This is a genomic window from Roseibium sp. 10G30-5, from assembly GCF_055809635.1.
In genome coordinates this window covers 849,592-867,589 of sequence record NZ_CM147918.1, presented here as the reverse complement: position 1 = coordinate 867,589, position 17,998 = coordinate 849,592, and the positions used below count along the sequence as shown (strand labels likewise).

Genomic DNA, 17,998 nt, shown 5'->3' with positions numbered 1-17,998 from the left:
TTGACTATTTTGTCTCACGAGGATGTTTTGAAAGATCTCTGTCAGCTTAGACGCTCGGGCAGGGGCTCTGACGTTCGGCGTGGGACTTCAGACCTTCGAGGCTGCGCATGGTGTTGCGGTTGCCGGGCATCGCGAAGCTTTCTTCACGAGAGGTGCGGGCATTGTTGATGATCGCCATGTCCTGCACGGCCATCGTATGGCAGGCAGTGCCCGGAAGCGAATGCGAATGCGGACTGTGCGATAACCGACAGCGGACTTGCCGAACTGTGCATCAAGAGCCGGATTGTCACCTGTCAGGCGGCGCTCCATGACCAGCATATCCGGCTGGTTCTGGATGATGCTGGTGCCCTTGCGGGTGGCACTTGCAACCAGCGTTTTGTGCACGGTGTCGGGCGATGCGGCAATGGTCACACTTTGAGAGCTAAGGCGTTTGCGCGACAGAGCCAACTCCGTTGCCTGAATAATGTGTGGTGCTGGTGCTCTGGCACCCGGCAACGCCGAGCATGAGAGCAAGGACGATATATTTTTTCATGGGCCCCCCGAAATAGGCTGATTGGTCGGGGCGCATGGCTTTCATGATGACGCGGACTTATTTGCAAAGATCCGGTCGGAACATGAACGATTTTTCATCGCGCCCCCGATGGGTCAACTTGCGTTCCGGAGGAAAGTTGCAAATTTTCTTTGCTCGGAAACAATCGCATCTCAGAAACTGTCTCCGGACGTGAAACCACCGCCGCCAAAACCGCCGCCTGAGGAAAAGCCACCACCGCCGAAACCGCCCCCGCCACCAGATCCGCCGCCGAACCCGTCATCGCCGAAGCCGCCGCCGAGGCCCGGTCCGGGAAACATGCCGCCCATGGTGTAGGGCACGCCGGTGCCATGGCGAAAGCCAACACGTCGTCCACGTGTGCTGCGTTGGCGATGGCTGTTCTTGGCGCGCTCCCAATAATCATCTCCCGAAATAGCGCCATTGATCAGGTCAGCCAGAAGGTCGCTGATCAACGCTTCATCGGTGAAATAGGAATTCCATTGATCAAAGCCATGTGTATGGAACCGGCGCGATACACTGGCAACTTCCTGACGTCGCAGGGCGACATTGCGTTGCAACTCGCGGTCCTGCCGGATCTCCGCTTCATTGTCTTTCACAAGATCGGCCAGCTCTTCCAGGCGGCTGACGATGACCTCATCCTCCGGCGAAGGAGTGGACAAGGCTTCTTGCCATAGAACCCGAAGACTGTCGTCTTGCAGCGAATTTGCCAGATGCGCCTCTGCCTTGTGAAAGCCGTCGTCTTCACCGGCCGAGAAATCCTGCAAGGCCTTAGCTCAGGGTTTCCATCGAGCGGGACAGGCCGTCGATCTGGCGATCAAGACCGGCGATGGTTTCGCTCATCGCATCAATGTGCCCGGCGAGATCGTCACCAGCCAGCCGGGTCAGCGCTTCACGGCTCATCACAGCCAGTTGGTGGTCAGCATCCTGTGCCCTCAGGGCGCATCGCTCCGCATGTGTCGACAACCGATCGGGGATGCTATTGAGCAGGGAGAAGTTGATACGTGCGGTTTCATAATTGATCTTGCGCGCCACCCATCGATCAAGGTTGCGGATGAGACCACTTTGGTCATAGCTGTCGGTGGCGAAATGACGCTTCCATAGGTACATGAACAGGACGTCGTCCTGATAGGCGCGTCCCTTGTCGTCCTGATCCTGCAAGGCTTGCGAAACCTTGTTTTCGGCGCGCTCCGCCGTGTCATGGGCTTCCTCGGAAATCTGTTTCTGGGTCAGATAGCTCTGGTCTTGTTCCAGAAGCTGGTCGACCTCCTCCATCAGGCCGTCCATTTTTTCAGAGGCTGCGTCCCGTTCTTCACTGAGGGCTTCACGTTGTTTTTGCAGGGCGGCGTGTTCGATTTCAATGTCGCGCAACTTGTCCGTCAGGATCTTGTGATCGCGGGCACGCTTGTCCATGATCTCACGCGCCTCGCGCGAAGCGTCGTCCAGCCGTACATCCAGCGCGGTCGAGACATTCTGGTCCAGTCGGAACCTTGCAAGTTCGCGGTATGCATCGCTTTGTCGACCGCGAATATCGGTGATCGACCTGCCCAATCGTTCAATACGGTTGGCCAGTTCCAGCTCTTCGCGGCGCAAGTCGGCGAGCGCAGCATTGAGGGTGTTCAGTGTCTGGCGACCCGTCAGCATGATTTATCTTTCGTCGTCGTCAGCAGGAAACCGATAGAGTTTACCATTGGGTGATGGCTCCCTTCTTGACGCCGGGGCCCCAGTCGATGGTGCGTTCGCCGCGCTTCTTTTGACCTAAAACCTTGTTTTCGACCAAGCCATCGTCTGCTTTGTCCTTGCGAATGCGCTCGAAGGTTTCGCGCGTCACATGTTGCGCCCAGATGGTGACCGTGTGTTGCTGATTGTCCTCTTCAGAGAGGATCGTTTGCGGCAGGACTGAACCATCTGGCGCGATGGCCTGAACAACGATGTAATCATTGCGCGCTTGCGGATTGGCGTCGGGTATGCGGGTTACGCCGGTTGTGGTGCCAGTGCTTGGACACAATGTGAACGCTGAAGACGCTCTTGAGTTGTGCCGCAAGGGTTTGCAGTGCCGTGACGTTCTTGCGGGCTGTCACCGCGTCTTTCTTGTCGATGGCATCTTGTGCGGCGGTGGCCAGCGTTTGAGCTTCCTTGACATCCGCCTGATCCAGCGCAATTGACGAAATTTCCGCCTTCAGCGACTTGACCGAGGCAGGCAGGGTCTGTGTCAGTTCGATCTGCAAGGCGGCGGCGGCCCGATCATCGGGCAGCTTGATCAGAAACAGCCAGTAAGCAAAGATCAACAGAACAACGACGCCGATGGCGGCGAGGGCATATTTACCCCAGTTGGCACGGGTGACATAGGCGGTTGCCAGCGCTCGCGTCAGCCGCGAGATCTTCGGGTGATAGACGAAACGGTCCTGTTTGAGGCTTTCCACGCCTTCCCGGATAACCTCGTCAGAGACTTCTATGCCCTGCCGGTGGTAGATTTCCCGAAGCCGGGTCACCATCTGGGCGTCGCGATCTTCGGCGGACATCTCCTGTTGGACCAGGGCCTCTTCATGGCGCAGAGTATCCACCACGTCCATGGCCATCATCATGTCGTCGAGGGGGGCAGCTGATCTCATGTGCAGTGTCAGGCCTTTGGCAAAGCGGTGTGTCGTTCAGGGGGAGGTGAACCGCACTCTCACTTGGCTGGCAGGCTGCTTCCTTTTGGGCCAATTTCACAAGGCGCTGCTTGCCGTCTTCAACGGCTTCGCGGATTTCCTCGGAATTTCGCGTCGACATGCGGCGCATTTCATCAATGATATCACGAGATGAGCTTTGGTAGGCGACGACCGAATCCACGAGCTTCTTGACCGCGGAGGCCTGCACGGTAGGGCCATACCCCGCCTTCAGGGCTTCTTTCTGGACGTGATCGCCCATATCGGCCAGTGTTTCCAGGCTCTTGTTGATGCCGTCCTTCATCGCGTTCAGGGTTTCCGTTGATTCATGCAGCCCCTGCAATCCTGTGAAGGACGCATTCAGCGCAGTGAGAACGGATTCATTGGTCGAGAAGAAGCTGATCGACTGCGCATAAACGCGCTCCTTGGCATTGGTGGTCTGCACCAGTCGCGCCATGATCACTTCAGAGGTGTTGTAACCAACCGTCAGATTGTCCGAAAGATCCTTGACGATCTGATAGCGTTTTTCCTCGTCCTGTACCTCGCGCAGGCGTTCGTCGCGCGCCAGTTCGAGCCGGGCTTTGCCAGCGGCCTCTTCTGCATCGGCGCCATCAAGTGTCGCAGAGGCGCTTTCCAGTGCCGTTTGCGCTGTCTGCAAGCGTTCTGCGGCGACAGTCAACAGATCCAGAGACTCGATCTCTGCCTGCTTCAGTGCGCCGCGGAAATCCCGGTAAGCCTCCAGAATGGCCTGCTCGCGCTCGATCTGGTCGCGGGTGGCTGCGGCAACATCCTTGTAGGTCGTGCGAATGTCGTTGAAGCGGTCTGAAATCGTGCCCCGGCGGAAATCGCGCCATTTGTTGGACAAGCTCTCGGTGAAGGAAATCTTGCCGTCGTCAAGCTGGTCGACCAACGTGCGGGCATCGTCGCGGATGCTGTCAAAGGCTTCTGTGATCTCTTCGTAACGCTGACCGATGTCCATTTGGCCGACCTGGGAGCGGACCACCTCGTTAAAGGCGCTGGCTTGCGCAAGCGTGCGCGTGATCACGGCGACCTTGTCCGGGTCCAGCACCGAAATTTGCTGAAGCAGGGCGTTGATCGGTGCATCCGTTTCGCTTTGAGGTGTCAGCCCCATCTCGCGCAGCTTGCCGAGCGCGCGATCGAGATACTGCAAGGGCGAAAGGGAGGTAGAAGGAGAACTGGTCAATTCCGTCATGTCAGGAAACTCCTTTGAAAGGTAACAAAAGGCCGAATGGCGGGGCGGGCTCATCATTCGCTTTGTCGCCTGCTATCAACTAGTCAGCGACTTGGGGTCGAGTCAATCTAGTGTCGGGAAAAGCATCGTCTTCCGCATTTTTCTCAGGCTTTTGTGGCCGCACTGCGACACTCCGATTTATCGCAAGGCAAAGCCAGATTTCCATCTGTTCGCATAGCGACATGTCAATCAGATGGGCATAAGTATGCGGTGTGAAAGCCCTGAGCAGCGCACAAAAGACCGTGTCGGGGGATGTGATTCTGTGTTGCAATGCGTGAAGTGATTGATGCCGTTGGGGTAATTTAACAAAATCAAATTTGGTACAGATAAAGAACATAATCTCTGTTCTATTTGTTTTTCAATGGTTTATGAATGCTTGCATTGATGGAACAAATCAGGTACAAAGTCATGGTTTGAAACGCCGCGTCCATCGTGAAATAAGGAGCGTTGAGCTATGGCACAAACTTCACTTCGTCTTGTAGAAAGCAACCAGATGGATAAGACCAAAGCGTTGGACGCAGCGCTATCGCAAATCGAGCGCGCCTTCGGCAAAGGTTCCGTCATGAAGATGGGGCAAAAGCAGGCGGTTGATATTCAGTCTGTTTCGACAGGTTCTCTTGGTCTCGACATCGCCTTGGGGATCGGTGGATTGCCGCGCGGTCGTGTTGTCGAGATCTATGGTCCTGAATCGTCGGGCAAGACGACCATGACACTGCACACCATTGCCGAGGCTCAGAAGGCTGGCGGCGTGTGTGCCTTTATTGATGCCGAGCATGCGCTGGATCCGATCTATGCCCGCAAGCTGGGTGTCGATCTGGATGAATTGCTGATTTCGCAGCCGGATGCAGGTGAACAGGCGTTGGAAATTGCCGATACGTTGGTGCGCTCTGGCGCGGTCGACGTTCTGGTGGTCGATTCCGTGGCCGCTTTGACACCGAAAGCCGAGCTTGAAGGCGAAATGGGGGACAGTCTGCCGGGGCTGCAGGCACGCTTGATGAGCCAGGCCTTGCGCAAACTGACCGCCTCGATTTCCCGCTCCAAGTGCATGGTCATCTTCATCAACCAGATCCGCATGAAGATCGGTGTGATGTTTGGCTCGCCGGAAACCACCACGGGTGGTAATGCGCTGAAGTTCTATGCCTCTGTTCGTCTTGATATTCGCCGGATTGGCGCGATCAAGGACAAGGACGAGGTGATTGGCAACCAGACCCGTGTGAAAGTGGTCAAGAACAAGCTGGCCCCGCCTTTCCGTCAGGTTGAATTTGACATCATTTACGGTGAAGGCGTCTCCAAGATGGGCGAGCTGATTGATCTTGGGGTCAAGGGAGGTATCGTCGAAAAGTCTGGTGCATGGTTCTCCTATAACAGCCAGCGGCTGGGGCAGGGACGTGAAAACTCCAAGCAGTTCCTGCGTGACAATCCAGAGGTTGCGGCTGAGATCGAACTGGCCATTCGTCAGAATGCCGGCTTGATTGCCGAGCGCATCATTGATCCGGATGCTGGCGGTTCTGCCGAGGATGACGGCGAGTGATCTGCTCGTTTGGTCTGATCTGATTTGAGAAACCCCGGAGTGGTTGCTTCGGGGTTTTTTGTGTGCGCTTTCCCTGTCTCGTTGGTAACGTGAGGTGGAGTGAGCGCACCTAGGGTGGTGATCCATAAATGCATTTAAAATAGTCAAAGCAGGTTGTCCTGCCTGTGAGGCGCAGATGCGCAGAAAACCGTAGGGTTTTCAAGACGTCGCAACGACACAGACAGGCCACTCTGCCCGCCTCTTCTTGGATGTCAAAGCCGCGGCGATCCGGCTGCGTCAGATGGCTCAACTGGCCAAAGCCCTCTTTCTTCCCCGCCTTTCCTGCAAGCTCATTGCGCTTTATGACGCCATTTAAAGCGTCTCTATGAGACCGAACTCGAGCATCGCGCGTTCTGGTCTGGGGCAGGGGTGTGCTGCAAAGAATATGAGGGTGGCTTTTTCTGCCGATTTCCGGACCGCGTGCGGTTGGTGTTCTGGACAGTGTCGCGCCAGAAAGCTAAAAGGCTTCACGACTTTCGTGGCCCTTGGGGGGCTGGCGAACAACATCCTTTTGGCTTCCGGGCATCCCCGACCCGCCTTCAAGAGACGCAAGCGAGACAACCGCATGACCGGCGTGAATCAGATCAGATCGACGTTTCTGGAATATTTTGAGAAAAACGGGCACACCATCGTGCCGTCGGGACCGTTGGTGCCGCGCAACGACCCGACCCTGATGTTCACCAATGCAGGTATGGTACCGTTCAAAAACGTCTTTACCGGCGTCGAGAAGCGCGATTACAGCCGTGCGACCACCTCGCAGAAGGTTGTGCGCGCCGGTGGCAAGCACAATGACCTCGACAATGTCGGCTACACGGCGCGTCACCATACGTTCTTCGAAATGCTCGGTAACTTTTCTTTCGGTGACTATTTCAAGGACTAAGGCCATTGAGCTGGCCTGGAATCTGATTACCAAGGAGTTCGGCCTCAACAAGGACAAGCTCCTTGTGACTGTCTATTCCGAGGACGAAGATGCTGCGGCCTACTGGAAGAAGATTGCCGGGCTGACGGACGACAAGATCATCCGCATTCCAACCTCGGACAACTTCTGGACCATGGGTGAAACCGGTCCCTGTGGCCCATGCTCGGAAATCTTCTATGATCATGGCGATCACATCTGGGGTGGCCCTCCGGGATCCCCTGAGGAAGATGGCGACCGATTCATCGAGATCTGGAATCTCGTTTTCATGCAGTATGAACAAACGCTGGACGCGCGCGTCGATCTGCCACGTCCCTCCATTGATACGGGCATGGGCATGGAACGCATCGCCGCCGTGTTGCAGGGCGTGCATGACAACTATGATATTGATCTGTTCAAGGCCCTGATCTCTGCCTCGGTCAATGCCACCGGTGTTGCGGCCGAAGGCGCGGCCCAGTCCAGTCACCGAGTGATCGCCGATCACCTGCGGTCGACCAGCTTCCTGATTGCGGAAGGCGTGTTGCCGTCGAATGAAGGGCGCGGCTATGTTCTGCGCCGTATCATGCGTCGCGGGATGCGCCATGCTCATTTGCTGGGCTCGCGCGATCCGCTGATGCACAAGCTGGTTCCGGCACTGATCCGTGAAATGGGGCAGGCGTATCCGGAACTTGTACGCGCTGAAAGCCTGATCGAAGAGACGCTCAAGCTGGAAGAAACCAAGTTCCGCAAGACGCTGGAACGTGGTCTTGGGCTACTCGATGATGCGACCGCCGATCTGAGCGCTGGTGGCGAGTTGGATGGCGAAACGGCGTTCAAACTGTATGACACTTTCGGATTCCCGCTTGATTTGACGCAGGATGCTTTGCGTGCACGCGACATTACCGTCGATGTGACCAGTTTTGATGCCGCCATGGCGCGCCAGAAGGCGGAAGCCCGCGCAGCATGGTCCGGCTCAGGCGAGACTGCCACGGAAACCATTTGGTTTGCCCTCAAGGATCGTCTCGGTGCCACTGAATTCCTCGGTTATGAGACCGAGAATGTGGAAGGCGTTGTCACGGGGCTTGTGCTGGATGGGACGGAAGTCAAGCAGATCGCAGCGGGTGAAAGCGGCTTCATGATGGTCAATCAGACGCCGTTCTACGGCGAATCCGGTGGGCAGATTGGCGACACCGGCACAGTCTCGGCGCCGGGCTTGAGGGTGCGTGTCACCAACACGCAGAAAAAGGCCGATGGTCTGTTCGTTCATAGTGTCAGCGTTGATGAAGGTACCTTGAAGCTTGATGCCGCTGTCGAGCTGGTGGTCGACCACGACCGTCGCGGCGCGGTTCGCTCCAACCATTCGGCCACTCACTTGTTGCATGAAGCCTTGCGCGAAGTGCTTGGTTCACATGTGGCGCAGAAGGGGTCGCTGGTCACTTCTGAGCGTTTGCGCTTTGATTTCTCTCACCCCAAGCCGGTGACGGATGAAGAGTTGCAGCAGGTGGCTTTTCTGGCCAATGAAATCGTCCTGCAGAATGCGCCCGTCGAGACCCGTCTGATGGCGGTGGACGATGCTATCGAGAGCGGCGCAATGGCGTTGTTCGGCGAAAAATACGGCGAGGAAGTTCGGGTCGTTTCGATGGGTCGGGCGCTGCATGGCGACAAGGCGGGCAAGACCTATTCCGTCGAGCTTTGCGGTGGGACCCATGCGTCGCGAACTGGTGATATCGGCTTGGTCGTGATCGTTTCCGAAGCCGCGGTGGCATCGGGCGTGCGTCGCGTCGAAGCTCTGACGGGATCGCAGGCGCGGGCCTATCTCGATCAGCAGGATCGCCGGGTGCGAGAGCTTGCTGCACTGTTGAAGGTCGGTGCGGGGGATCTGACGGTCCGTGTGTCGCAGCTTATCGACGATCGCAAACGTCTGCAAAAAGATCTCGCCGATGCCAACAAGAAGCTGGCCATGAGCAGTGGCTCAGAGGGCGGCAATGCCGCGCGCGAGGTGAATGGCTTCAAGCTGATGGCGCGCGTGGTTACGGGCATCAATGGCAAAGATCTCAAGGGTCTGGCTGAAGAGATCAGGACGCAGCTTGGGTCGGGTGTGGTGGTGCTGATCAACGTGGCTGATGATGGCAAGGCTGCCATCGTTACGGCTGTGACGGCTGACCTGACGGAGAAGGTCAATGCGGTTGATCTGGTTCGTCAGGGCGCAGGGGCTCTGGGCGGACGTGGTGGCGGCGGTCGCCCGGAAATGGCCCAGGCCGGTGGTCCGGATGGCGCCAAGGCCGATGAGGCGATTGCGGCGATTGAGACACACCTCAACACCCTTTGACATTTACAGTGCCCTGCGGGTTGCCCCGCAGGGCATTTGGATTATATCAGTGCTTCTGCGTATATGTGCCTGGTCTCAAACCGGAGTGATTCTTTGGATCTCGTCCTCTCGGTTCCAGCAGTTGTTCTTTGTTTTGCCGCTGTCTACTGCTTCTTTCTGCTGGCCGTTACCGTGGCTGTTCTCTCAAAGTCTGCGTCCGGCCATTTGCGTTTTTGGGCCGTCACCTTTTGGGCCCCGGCGGTCGCCGGCGTTTTGATTGCCCTACGTCCTCTGGAACCGCATTTTCTGAGTGATTATCTCGGCTGCATGGCCTTTCTCCTAGGCATTGCCTGTGTCTGGCTTGGGATGCGGTCCTTCTTTCAGCGCAAGATCATCCTGTGGTTACCGGGGTTGGCATTGCTCGGTTTCATCCCGCTGGGATTGTCTTTTGACCAGAGCGCCCTGTCTGTGCTGCTGTCGCGCGAAGTCTATATTTTCTGTACTGCGGCACTCTTCTTCGCGTTGACGGCCTACGAGGTTCAGCGCGGTGATGATGATCGTGGCGTGCCTTTGCCATCCGCACGCTATGCTGCTGTCACCTTTTACAGCTTTGCATTTGTCCATGTGGCTGTCGTGCCCTTTGCGGTGATGTCTCCCGTGAGGCTGATCCATTGGGTGCCGGTTTCGAACTGGCTGTTCGTCATGGCGCTGCTGGTGCTGCTGCATACCGTGGCCGCTAGCTATCTGTCCCTGCTTTTGGCCAAGGAACGGATTGAGGCGAAAGTGACTTTTCTGGTTTACACAGACGAGTTGACCGGCCTGAATAATCGCCGTGCCTTCATTCAGCATGTGCGTCGATTGCTCTCTGTGTCGAGCCCCTAGGGCAGCACTCTACTCGTCATTGATCTGGATCATTTCAAGAAGATCAATGATCGTCATGGCCATATGGCTGGCGATATAGTGTTGCGAAAATTCGCTGAATTCTTGACTTCCTTCGCCACTAAAAACGTGATCTGTGGTCGTCTTGGTGGGGAGGAATTCGGTATTTTTGCAAGTCAGAAAACAGGCAAGGCCTTGGACGAACTGGCTGATCGTATCTGTCAGGCGGCACGTCTGTTGCGTATCGACTATGAAGGGGAGACGCTGAAAATCAGCATCAGCGTTGGCCTGAGCGATACCAAAGCTGCGGGCCGCGAGTTCGACAGTCTTTTCAAGCAGGCAGATCTGGCGCTTTACGCATCGAAGGAAGGCGGTCGTGATTGTTTTCGTCGCTTTACCGGAGATCTGGTGGGCGGTGCGGCCTGAACGCGCCGATCTGAGGGCGCGCTGGCGCAAGGTACGTTGACGTGGAACCCGTCTGCGTGACAGAGAAAGAGGTGTTCATGTCGTTCACCAATCCATCCAGAGACCTTCGCACAGTGCCCGAAACATCCTTCAAGACAGTGCTGTTTGATATTCTTGAGGGAACTGGCCGTCGACGCGCGCTTGCGCATGGGCTGCGTCGCAGTCTGATGGCTCTCATTCTGCTGAACGTCTTGCTGGCTGTCCTTCAGACAACTCCCGCCATTAATGCTTCCTATGGCCCTGTTCTCAATGTCGTTCAGGGTGTGTCCGGCGTGGTCTTTCTGGCCGAATATCTTCTGCGTCTTTATGTTTCAGATTTGCACCCGCCTTTGCGACGCTATGGTCCGTTTGGCGCAAGGGTGCGGTATGCGTTGCATCTGGATGCGGTGATTGATCTTCTGGCGGCTTTGCCGCTGATCCTGTCTTTCGTCTTGCAGGACAGCGCCTTTAGCGTTGTCGTGGTGCTGCGCTTGATGCGGTTTCTCAAGCTGGCCCGTTATTCCCCCGCCGTGCGCTCTCTGTTGCAGGCGCTGGCGGCCGAGCGTCAGGCTCTGGCCGGATCGACCGTCCTTATTGGTGGGGTCATTTTGCTGGCGGCGACACTGCTGTATTTCGTGGAACATGAACGCCAGCCGCAGGTCTTCGGCAGCATTCCCGAGGCGATGTGGTGGGCGGTTGCGACCATCACCACCGTTGGGTATGGCGATGTGGTGCCTGTCACCGTGCCGGGGAAACTGATTGCCGGGCTGGTGATGTTGATGGGCTACGGACTGCTGGCGTTGCCGGTTGGCATTGTCGCATCAGCATTCTCCCGTGAGATCCACAGTCGGGATTTCGTGGTGACATGGTCCATGGTGGCACGTGTGCCTTTGTTTCAGGATCTGAAAGCTGCCTCCATCGCAGAAGTGTCCAAGTTGCTCCATGCTCAAAATGTGCGGGCAGGGCAGGTGATTGCCGAGCGCGGAGATGTTGCGGACAAGATGTTTTTCATTGTTGAAGGCTCGGTTGAAATTCAACTTGAGCATGAAATCGTTTATCTCGGCGAGGGCGACTTCTTTGGCGAGTTGGCGTTGTTGCAGCGACGTCGCCGCACCGGGACCATTGTGGCCGCTCAAAATTGCCAGCTCATGGTGCTGGAAGCTGATGATCTGGGGCGGCTGATGCAGCGGGAAAAGGATGTGGCCGATATTCTGTGCCGCGTTGCCGAAGAGCGGGCATCGGCGTTGAACCGCCATGACGGCGATCTGGCGGAGGAAGAACTGGCACAGGCGGATGCGCGTGAACCTCAGGCTGACGAGCCGGAGTTGTTTTAAACTCTGACATGACATCATTTTAAAGCGATCAAAGACATGAAAACAATCGGCCTGATCGGTGGTATGAGCTGGGAAAGCACGCAGACCTACTATCAGTTTCTCAACCGCATGGCGCGGAAGCGGCTGGGTGGGCTGCACTCGGCCGAAATCCTTTTGTGGTCCTTTGACTTTGCGCAGGTAGAGGCCTGTCAGGCGGCTGGTCATTGGGAGCGGGCAACGGCCTTGATGGTGGATGCGGCGCGCCGGGTTGAGCGTGGTGGCGCAGCCTGTTTGCTGATCTGCACCAACACGATGCACAAGATGGCTGATGAGGTTCAGGCGGCGATTGGTATTCCGCTGATCCATATTGCCGACACCACCGCAGAGGCCATCAAAGCGGCAGATGTTTCGGCTCCGCTTTTGCTGGCAACGCGCTACACAATGGAGCAGGACTTTTACAAGGGACGTCTCCAGGACCGTCATGCCATCGCAGTGAAAACACCAGATGAGGCCGGGCGGGCAACCGTTCACAGGATCATCTATGATGAACTGTGTCAGGGCGAAATCCGTCCGACGTCCAAGCAGGCTTATCTCGATGTGATCGCCAGCGCACGGGATAGAGGTGCAGACAGCGTCATCTTCGGGTGTACGGAAGTTGGTCTGCTGATCCGTCCGGAAGATGTCGGCATCCCGTGTTTCGACACGACCGAACTTCATGCAAGAGCAGCGCTTGAGTTTGCGCTCGGCTGAAGGGAATTAGGCTCTGACATGCAAGCTTTTCTGATGGCTGAGTTTTCCCACATCCACGCCTGATTTGCGGCGGCGCGCTTCGAGGGACCTGATACTCTGGTTGCATGATGTACGATCTACCTGACCATGACACCCTTTATGACGCTCTGGTGGCACGCGACGAGCGCTTCGAAGGGCGCGTCTTCGTTTGTGTGGCCACAACCGGGATTTTTTGTCGGTTGAATTGTCCGGCTCGCAATCCGAAGTCCGAGAATTGCACCTTCGTTGCCAGCGTTGTCGAGTGCATCGAAGCGGGATACCGGCCCTGCAAGCGTTGTCATCCTTTACGCCCCTCTGCGACTGCTGACCCGGCGGTGCAGACATTGCTTTCCGCCCTTGAGGCGCAGCCAGCGCGGCGATGGGGAGAGGATGATATCGTTGCCATGGGGCTGGACCTGTCGACGGTGCGACGGGCGTTCAAGCGTCAATTCGGAATGACCTTTCTGGAAATGGCACGTTTGCGCCGCTTGCAGGCTGGCTTTGTCACGCTATCAGACGGTGGCAAGGTTATTGCCGCTCAACAGGCTGCACAGTTTGACAGTGCCAGTGCCTTTCGGGCCGCATTTGCGCGGTTGCTGGGCTGTGCGCCGGGCGACCTGAAACGCAGTGGTCTGTTGCTGGCGGATTGGATCGCCACGCCGCTTGGCGACATGATTGCCATCAGCAGCGCCTCACATCTGCATCTTCTGGAATTTACCGAGCGAAAGGCGTTGCCGCGCGAGGTCGATCGGCTGATGCGCAGTGTCAAAGGTGATCTCGGGCTTGGCAGCTATGCGCCAACAGAGCAGGTGAAGGATGAATTGCGTCGGTTCTTCGCAGGCGAAAGCAGCCGGTTCGAGACGCCTCTCGGGCTTGCGGGCAGTGCGTTTACGAGAGCCGTCTGGGAGGCCTTGCAGCAGATACCGGCAGGTACAACCTGCACCTATTCGGAACTGGCGCGCGACATTGGCAGACCTCTTGCCACGCGAGCCGTGGCCCGGGCCAATGGAGCCAACCAGATTGCCTTGTTGATCCCCTGCCACCGGGTGATTGGCGCTGACGGTTCGCTGACGGGGTATGGTGGCGGTCTCTGGCGCAAGCAGCGTCTTCTGGAGATTGAACAAGCGTTCGGGGTGGTGACCGGTGACGCAAATATGCTGAAACCCGATGAAGAGGAATACCCATCTCTTTAGGGTCGACGTCCTAAGTCGTGCTCTTGTCGTGAAATCTCTGACAGCTCACTCCGCTAAAGGCAGTCTATTGCTGTACAGACCGCAAGCGGCTTTCAATCAGCAGCCCCTCTTCGTCCAAAATAGGGTGCGCCACAGAAACAATATGGGCGTTGATCTGTTTCAAGTCGCGCAGAATATCCAGATGCAGTGACGATGTTTCCCGGCTTTCGGGATGGCCTTCGCGCAAGCGGATAAGATGTTTTTGCGCCGACTGTCGTTCCAGCCGCCGGATTTCCACCTTCACTTCCATCAACCATTGGGCGAGCTTCTTGTCTCTGGTCATGAAAACGGTTTGGGCTGCGCGCAGGTTTTCCAGTGTCATCAGAAACATGGAATCCAGTTCCTGATAGCCTTCCTTGGAAAATCGCAGACCGAGTCCAATCTTCTTGCGCACTTCGACGGCCAATCCTCTCTCGATCAGGTCGCCGACGTGTTCCAGGTTGATAACGTAATCCAACACCGTGATGGAGCGTCGCTTGTCTTCTTCGCCAGCCTCCCTTCCCAGGCGGGACAAATAGGTTTTTACTTCTTGCTGTCGTCGATCGACACGGGTTTCGAGCACCGAGACCTCGGCCAGCGAGGCAGGATCATTGTGCGTGAAAGCAGCCCGGGTCTGGATCAGCATGCGTTCGATGGCGTCACCGATGGCCAAAGCCTCTCTGCTTGCTCCAGCCAGTGCTACCGTAGGCGTTTCCAGAGCGGCTTCATCAAGCCACGCAGGCGCGACGTCCTTTTGCTGCTCCTGATCCGGCACAAGATAGCGGGTTGCCGAGGACAACAGGCCGGTGAATGGCCAAATGACAGCAGCGAGAAGCAGGTTGAAGGCAAGATGGGCTTCGACAGCAAGCCCTGTATGCGGTAGCGGCAGATCCAGAAGCACCAGTCCTGCGGCAGACGCAAAAGGCAAGGCGATCAGGCATCCGATGCCGCGAATGACAAGATTTCCAAGAGTGACACGCCGTGCCGCCGTGCCGGATTGCAGCGTGGCGATCACGGGTGGAACGGCACCGCCAAGATTGGCACCCAGGACCATTACCACCGTGAGATCCGCTGGCAGGCCAAGCGACAGGATCAGCATGACGGCGGCAAGGGAGGACGAGCAGAACAGCGCAATTGCGGCGGCGCAGAGCAAGGCAACCGGCTACAGGCTGTCATTCAACATGGCAAGAAAGGCTGCCATTGCAGGCGACGCGCGCAGTGGTTCGGTGGCATGGTTGAGAAGGCCGAAGGACACAAGCATCAGGCCAATACCAATCAACGCCAGCCCACTTCCTGTTAACGAGGCCTTTTTCTGGCGTCGCAGGACATAGCCAACAAGCAACAACAAAGGGGCAATTGCCTCAACGCCTGATGACACGATCCATGCGGTGAGAGCCGTTCCGATGTTGGCGCCCAGCAAGACCACCTGTGCCATGCGGGTGCGGATCAGGCCGCGTTCAACAAAGGAGGCTGTCATCAAGGCCGTGGCCGTCGACGATTGCAGCCCGAGCGTCGCCACCAGACCAGAAAGCGCAGCGCGGGCAGTCGTCTGGGTCCCGAGCCCGAGAACCATCTTCAGTTTGATGCCGAATGCGTCGGTGACGCCGTCGCGGACGAGACGGAGCCCAAACAGCAGAAGAGACACGGCCCCTGCGAGTTGAAGAAAGATGGAAAGCGACTGCACTTGTTAGAACACTCCTGAGAGGTTGAGGTGGTTTCATTTCATTTTCGGAATCTTCGATAATGAACCGAATTAGAGATCAGTCAAGAGATCATAGATACACGGTCAGCACGCTTTTTTGTGCCTGAACCTCGTGGAGGGGCATTTGGCATGTGGCGTGGCTGCATAAAATGTTCATTTGAACAAATCTTGCCTGAAACGCCAAGAGGCGGCCCGTGGGACCGCCTCTGCAAGACATTTTTGATGTCTCTGACTCGATGGATCAGGCGGCCATGGCCTTTTCAAGGTTTTCGTCGATCTTGTCGAGGAAGCCATTGGTTGTCAGCCAGCTTTGATCCGGGCCGACCAGCAGCGCCAGATCCTTGGTCATGAAGCCGCTTTCCACCGTGTCGATGCAGACCTTTTCCAGCGTTGCGGCGAATTTGGCCAATTCATCATTGCTGTCGAGCTTGGCGCGGTGGGCCAGTGCGCGCGTCCATGCGAAGATGGATGCAATCGGATTGGTGGAGGTTTCTTCGCCGCGCTGATGCTGACGGAAGTGGCGGGTCACGGTGCCGTGGGCCGCTTCTGCTTCTACGGTCTGTCCATCCGGTGTCATCAAAACCGAGGTCATCAGGCCAAGCGAACCAAAGCCCTGCGCCACGATGTCGGACTGCACGTCGCCGTCATAGTTCTTGCAGGCCCAGACGTAACCGCCAGACCATTTCAGTGCAGAGGCGACCATGTCGTCGATCAGGCGGTGTTCGTACCAGATCTTCTTTTCTTCGTAGGCAGCCTTGAATTCGGCATCGAAGATTTCCTGGAACAGATCCTTGAAGCGGCCATCATAGGCCTTGAGGATGGTGTTCTTGGTCGACAGATAGCACGGCACTTCGCGTTGTAGAGCGTAGTTGAAGGACGCGCGTGCAAAGTCGCGGATCGAATCGTCGAGGTTGTACATCGCCATGGCAACGCCGGCAGACGGCGCGTCATAGACTTCGTGCTCGATTTCCTGACCGTCTTCGCCAATGAATTTGATCGACAGCTTGCCCTTGCCGGGGAATTTGAAGTCGGTCGCACGGTACTGATCACCAAAAGCATGACGGCCAACGATGATCGGCTGGGTCCAGCCCGGAACAAGCCGCGGCACGTTGTCCATGATGATTGGTTCGCGGAAGATAACACCGCCAAGGATGTTGCGGATCGTGCCGTTCGGCGAGCGATACATGCGCTTCAGGCCGAATTCTTCGACGCGGGCTTCGTCCGGTGTGATCGTCGCACATTTGACGCCGACGCCGTACTTCTTGATGGCCTCAGCCGCATCAACGGTGATCTGATCGTCGGTTTCATCGCGCTTTTCGATGCCGAGATCGTAGTACTTCAGATCGACATCGATATACGGGTGGATCAGCTTGTCCTTGATGAACTGCCAGATGATCCTGGTCATTTCATCGCCGTCGAGTTCGACGACCGGGTTGTCTACCTTGATCTTGGCCATGGCGTTTCAGACCTCATTTTGACGATTGGGGCTTCCCGTTTCCGGGCTTGAAGAGTGTATACGTTGGTACGCAATCAATTTCCAGCCCCTTGCCCGAGTTTGGTTGATGACAGGGAAGGCGGCTGGATGAGACCTCTTTGCAAGACACTGTGGCGCGGCCTGTAAAATTTTTGAAGCGGCATTTCTGAGGTCTCACCTTGGCAAACGCAAGGCCTGCTCCGCAAGAGATGAACTGGTTTCGGCTTGCGTCTTGAACAGGCTCGTCGGCACTTTATCTGAGGCCGAGTGTCCTGTGGTCGGGCGCAATCTGTTCTTAACCCTTTCAGACAATCCCGTCGCTCGTGTGACAGACAATAAAGACGAATTCTTGTTATTGAGAAAATTTCTCATATATGGGATATGACGTCAATCGACTTGGGGAATGACGGTATGGACAGTGGTTTAGCACGCCGGGTGGCGAGCCTGCGACAGGCCCGGAATTTGACGCTCGAGGATCTGGCTCGGCTTGCTGATCTCAGCCGTGCAACGCTTTCCCGCATTGAGCGCGGTGAGACCAGTCCGACGGCGCATGTGCTGGGCAAGTTGGCGACGGCCTTTCGAATTTCCATGGCGGATCTGTTTCGCGACGCCGATGTGGCCAACGCTCCGGCTTTGATGCGGGTGGACGAGCAGCCGCTTTGGCAGGACAGCGTTCATGGCTATCAGCGCCGCAGTGTTTCGCCTGCCGGATTGCCCTATCGAGGATCTGTCATTCAGGGCGAACTTGCGCCACAGACACACATCACCTACGCGGATACACCCTTGCCGGGGTTGGAGCACCATCTGCTGTTGCAAAGCGGCACTCTGGAACTGCAATTGCCGGAGGCAACCTATTGTTTGCAGGCCGGCGACTGTTTGCGCTTCATCCTCAATGGTGGCAACTCCTTTCGCTCCCTCGCAGAGATACCTGCGCGTTATTTGCTGTTTGTGGTCCAGCCTTATGGGACCACTTCCTAGGAGGCACCT

14 protein-coding genes and 2 pseudogenes are annotated in these 17,998 nt (G+C 56.7%); 8 read left to right on the top strand and 8 right to left on the bottom strand.

Annotation, left to right across the window (positions count from 1 at the left end):
• Positions 1-46: 46 nt before the first annotated feature.
• The 6 genes from AC0L7U_RS04510 to AC0L7U_RS04485 all read right to left on the bottom strand — a co-directional run bounded on the left by AC0L7U_RS04510 (position 47) and on the right by AC0L7U_RS04485 (position 4,408).
• Entirely contained in the window at positions 47-178 is a 132-nt protein-coding gene (locus AC0L7U_RS04510; RefSeq protein ID WP_473694141.1) for a hypothetical protein, read from the bottom strand.
• Between the two features lie 524 nt (positions 179-702).
• Positions 703-1,314: a hypothetical protein gene (locus tag AC0L7U_RS04505; RefSeq protein ID WP_473694139.1), complete on the bottom strand. Its 612-nt coding sequence runs from the start codon at positions 1,312-1,314 to the stop codon at positions 703-705.
• Positions 1,315-1,318: 4 nt separating this feature from the next.
• On the bottom strand, positions 1,319-2,191 hold the full coding sequence (locus AC0L7U_RS04500; protein WP_473694137.1) for a hypothetical protein: 873 nt from the start codon (positions 2,189-2,191) through the stop codon (positions 1,319-1,321).
• Between the two features lie 40 nt (positions 2,192-2,231).
• Positions 2,232-2,555, bottom strand: a complete 324-nt coding sequence (locus tag AC0L7U_RS04495) for a DUF6384 family protein (RefSeq protein WP_473694135.1) — start codon at positions 2,553-2,555, stop codon at positions 2,232-2,234.
• Positions 2,485-3,159, bottom strand: a complete 675-nt coding sequence (locus AC0L7U_RS04490; protein WP_473694134.1) for a DUF6384 family protein — start codon at positions 3,157-3,159, stop codon at positions 2,485-2,487. Before AC0L7U_RS04490 ends, AC0L7U_RS04495 begins: the two co-directional genes overlap by 71 nt.
• The gene (locus tag AC0L7U_RS04485; RefSeq protein ID WP_473694132.1) at positions 3,092-4,408 is read right to left on the bottom strand and encodes an Mce/MlaD family protein; all 1,317 of its coding nucleotides are present in this window, start codon (positions 4,406-4,408) and stop codon (positions 3,092-3,094) included. Before AC0L7U_RS04485 ends, AC0L7U_RS04490 begins: the two co-directional genes overlap by 68 nt.
• A 493-nt stretch (positions 4,409-4,901) precedes the next feature.
• Here AC0L7U_RS04485 and recA point away from each other — a divergent pair, with 493 nt between their 5' ends.
• From recA to AC0L7U_RS04450, 7 genes and pseudogenes are all read left to right on the top strand, one after another.
• Entirely contained in the window at positions 4,902-5,978 is a 1,077-nt protein-coding gene (gene recA, locus AC0L7U_RS04480; RefSeq protein WP_473694130.1) for a recombinase RecA, read from the top strand.
• Positions 5,979-6,582: 604 nt separating this feature from the next.
• A pseudogene (gene alaS / locus AC0L7U_RS04475) lies at positions 6,583-9,241 on the top strand (alanine--tRNA ligase).
• 171 nt (positions 9,242-9,412) lie between these two features.
• Positions 9,413-10,102 (top strand): hypothetical protein, encoded by a 690-nt coding sequence (locus tag AC0L7U_RS04470; RefSeq protein ID WP_473694128.1) that lies wholly within the window; start codon positions 9,413-9,415, stop codon positions 10,100-10,102.
• A gap of 63 nt (positions 10,103-10,165) precedes the next feature.
• The gene (locus tag AC0L7U_RS04465; protein ID WP_473694126.1) at positions 10,166-10,525 is read left to right on the top strand and encodes a GGDEF domain-containing protein; all 360 of its coding nucleotides are present in this window, start codon (positions 10,166-10,168) and stop codon (positions 10,523-10,525) included.
• Between the two features lie 77 nt (positions 10,526-10,602).
• Positions 10,603-11,877: a cyclic nucleotide-gated ion channel gene (locus tag AC0L7U_RS04460; protein ID WP_473694124.1), complete on the top strand. Its 1,275-nt coding sequence runs from the start codon at positions 10,603-10,605 to the stop codon at positions 11,875-11,877.
• Between the two features lie 36 nt (positions 11,878-11,913).
• Entirely contained in the window at positions 11,914-12,606 is a 693-nt protein-coding gene (locus AC0L7U_RS04455) for an aspartate/glutamate racemase family protein (RefSeq protein WP_473694122.1), read from the top strand.
• A 104-nt stretch (positions 12,607-12,710) separates the two neighbouring features.
• Positions 12,711-13,817 carry a bifunctional transcriptional activator/DNA repair enzyme AdaA gene (locus AC0L7U_RS04450; RefSeq protein WP_473694120.1) on the top strand — a complete coding sequence of 369 codons (1,107 nt, stop codon included), beginning with the start codon at positions 12,711-12,713 and terminating at the stop codon, positions 13,815-13,817.
• 64 nt (positions 13,818-13,881) lie between these two features.
• Here the strand turns inward: AC0L7U_RS04450 and AC0L7U_RS04445 are convergent.
• Positions 13,882-15,519: pseudogene (locus AC0L7U_RS04445) on the bottom strand (Na/Pi cotransporter family protein).
• A 259-nt stretch (positions 15,520-15,778) separates the two neighbouring features.
• A complete protein-coding gene (locus AC0L7U_RS04440) occupies positions 15,779-16,993 on the bottom strand; it encodes an NADP-dependent isocitrate dehydrogenase (protein WP_473694118.1) in 1,215 nt (404 codons plus the stop codon).
• A gap of 429 nt (positions 16,994-17,422) precedes the next feature.
• Between AC0L7U_RS04440 and AC0L7U_RS04435 the strand changes: the two genes are divergently transcribed.
• Entirely contained in the window at positions 17,423-17,989 is a 567-nt protein-coding gene (locus AC0L7U_RS04435) for a helix-turn-helix domain-containing protein (RefSeq protein ID WP_473694117.1), read from the top strand.
• The last annotated feature ends 9 nt before the right edge of the window (positions 17,990-17,998 follow it).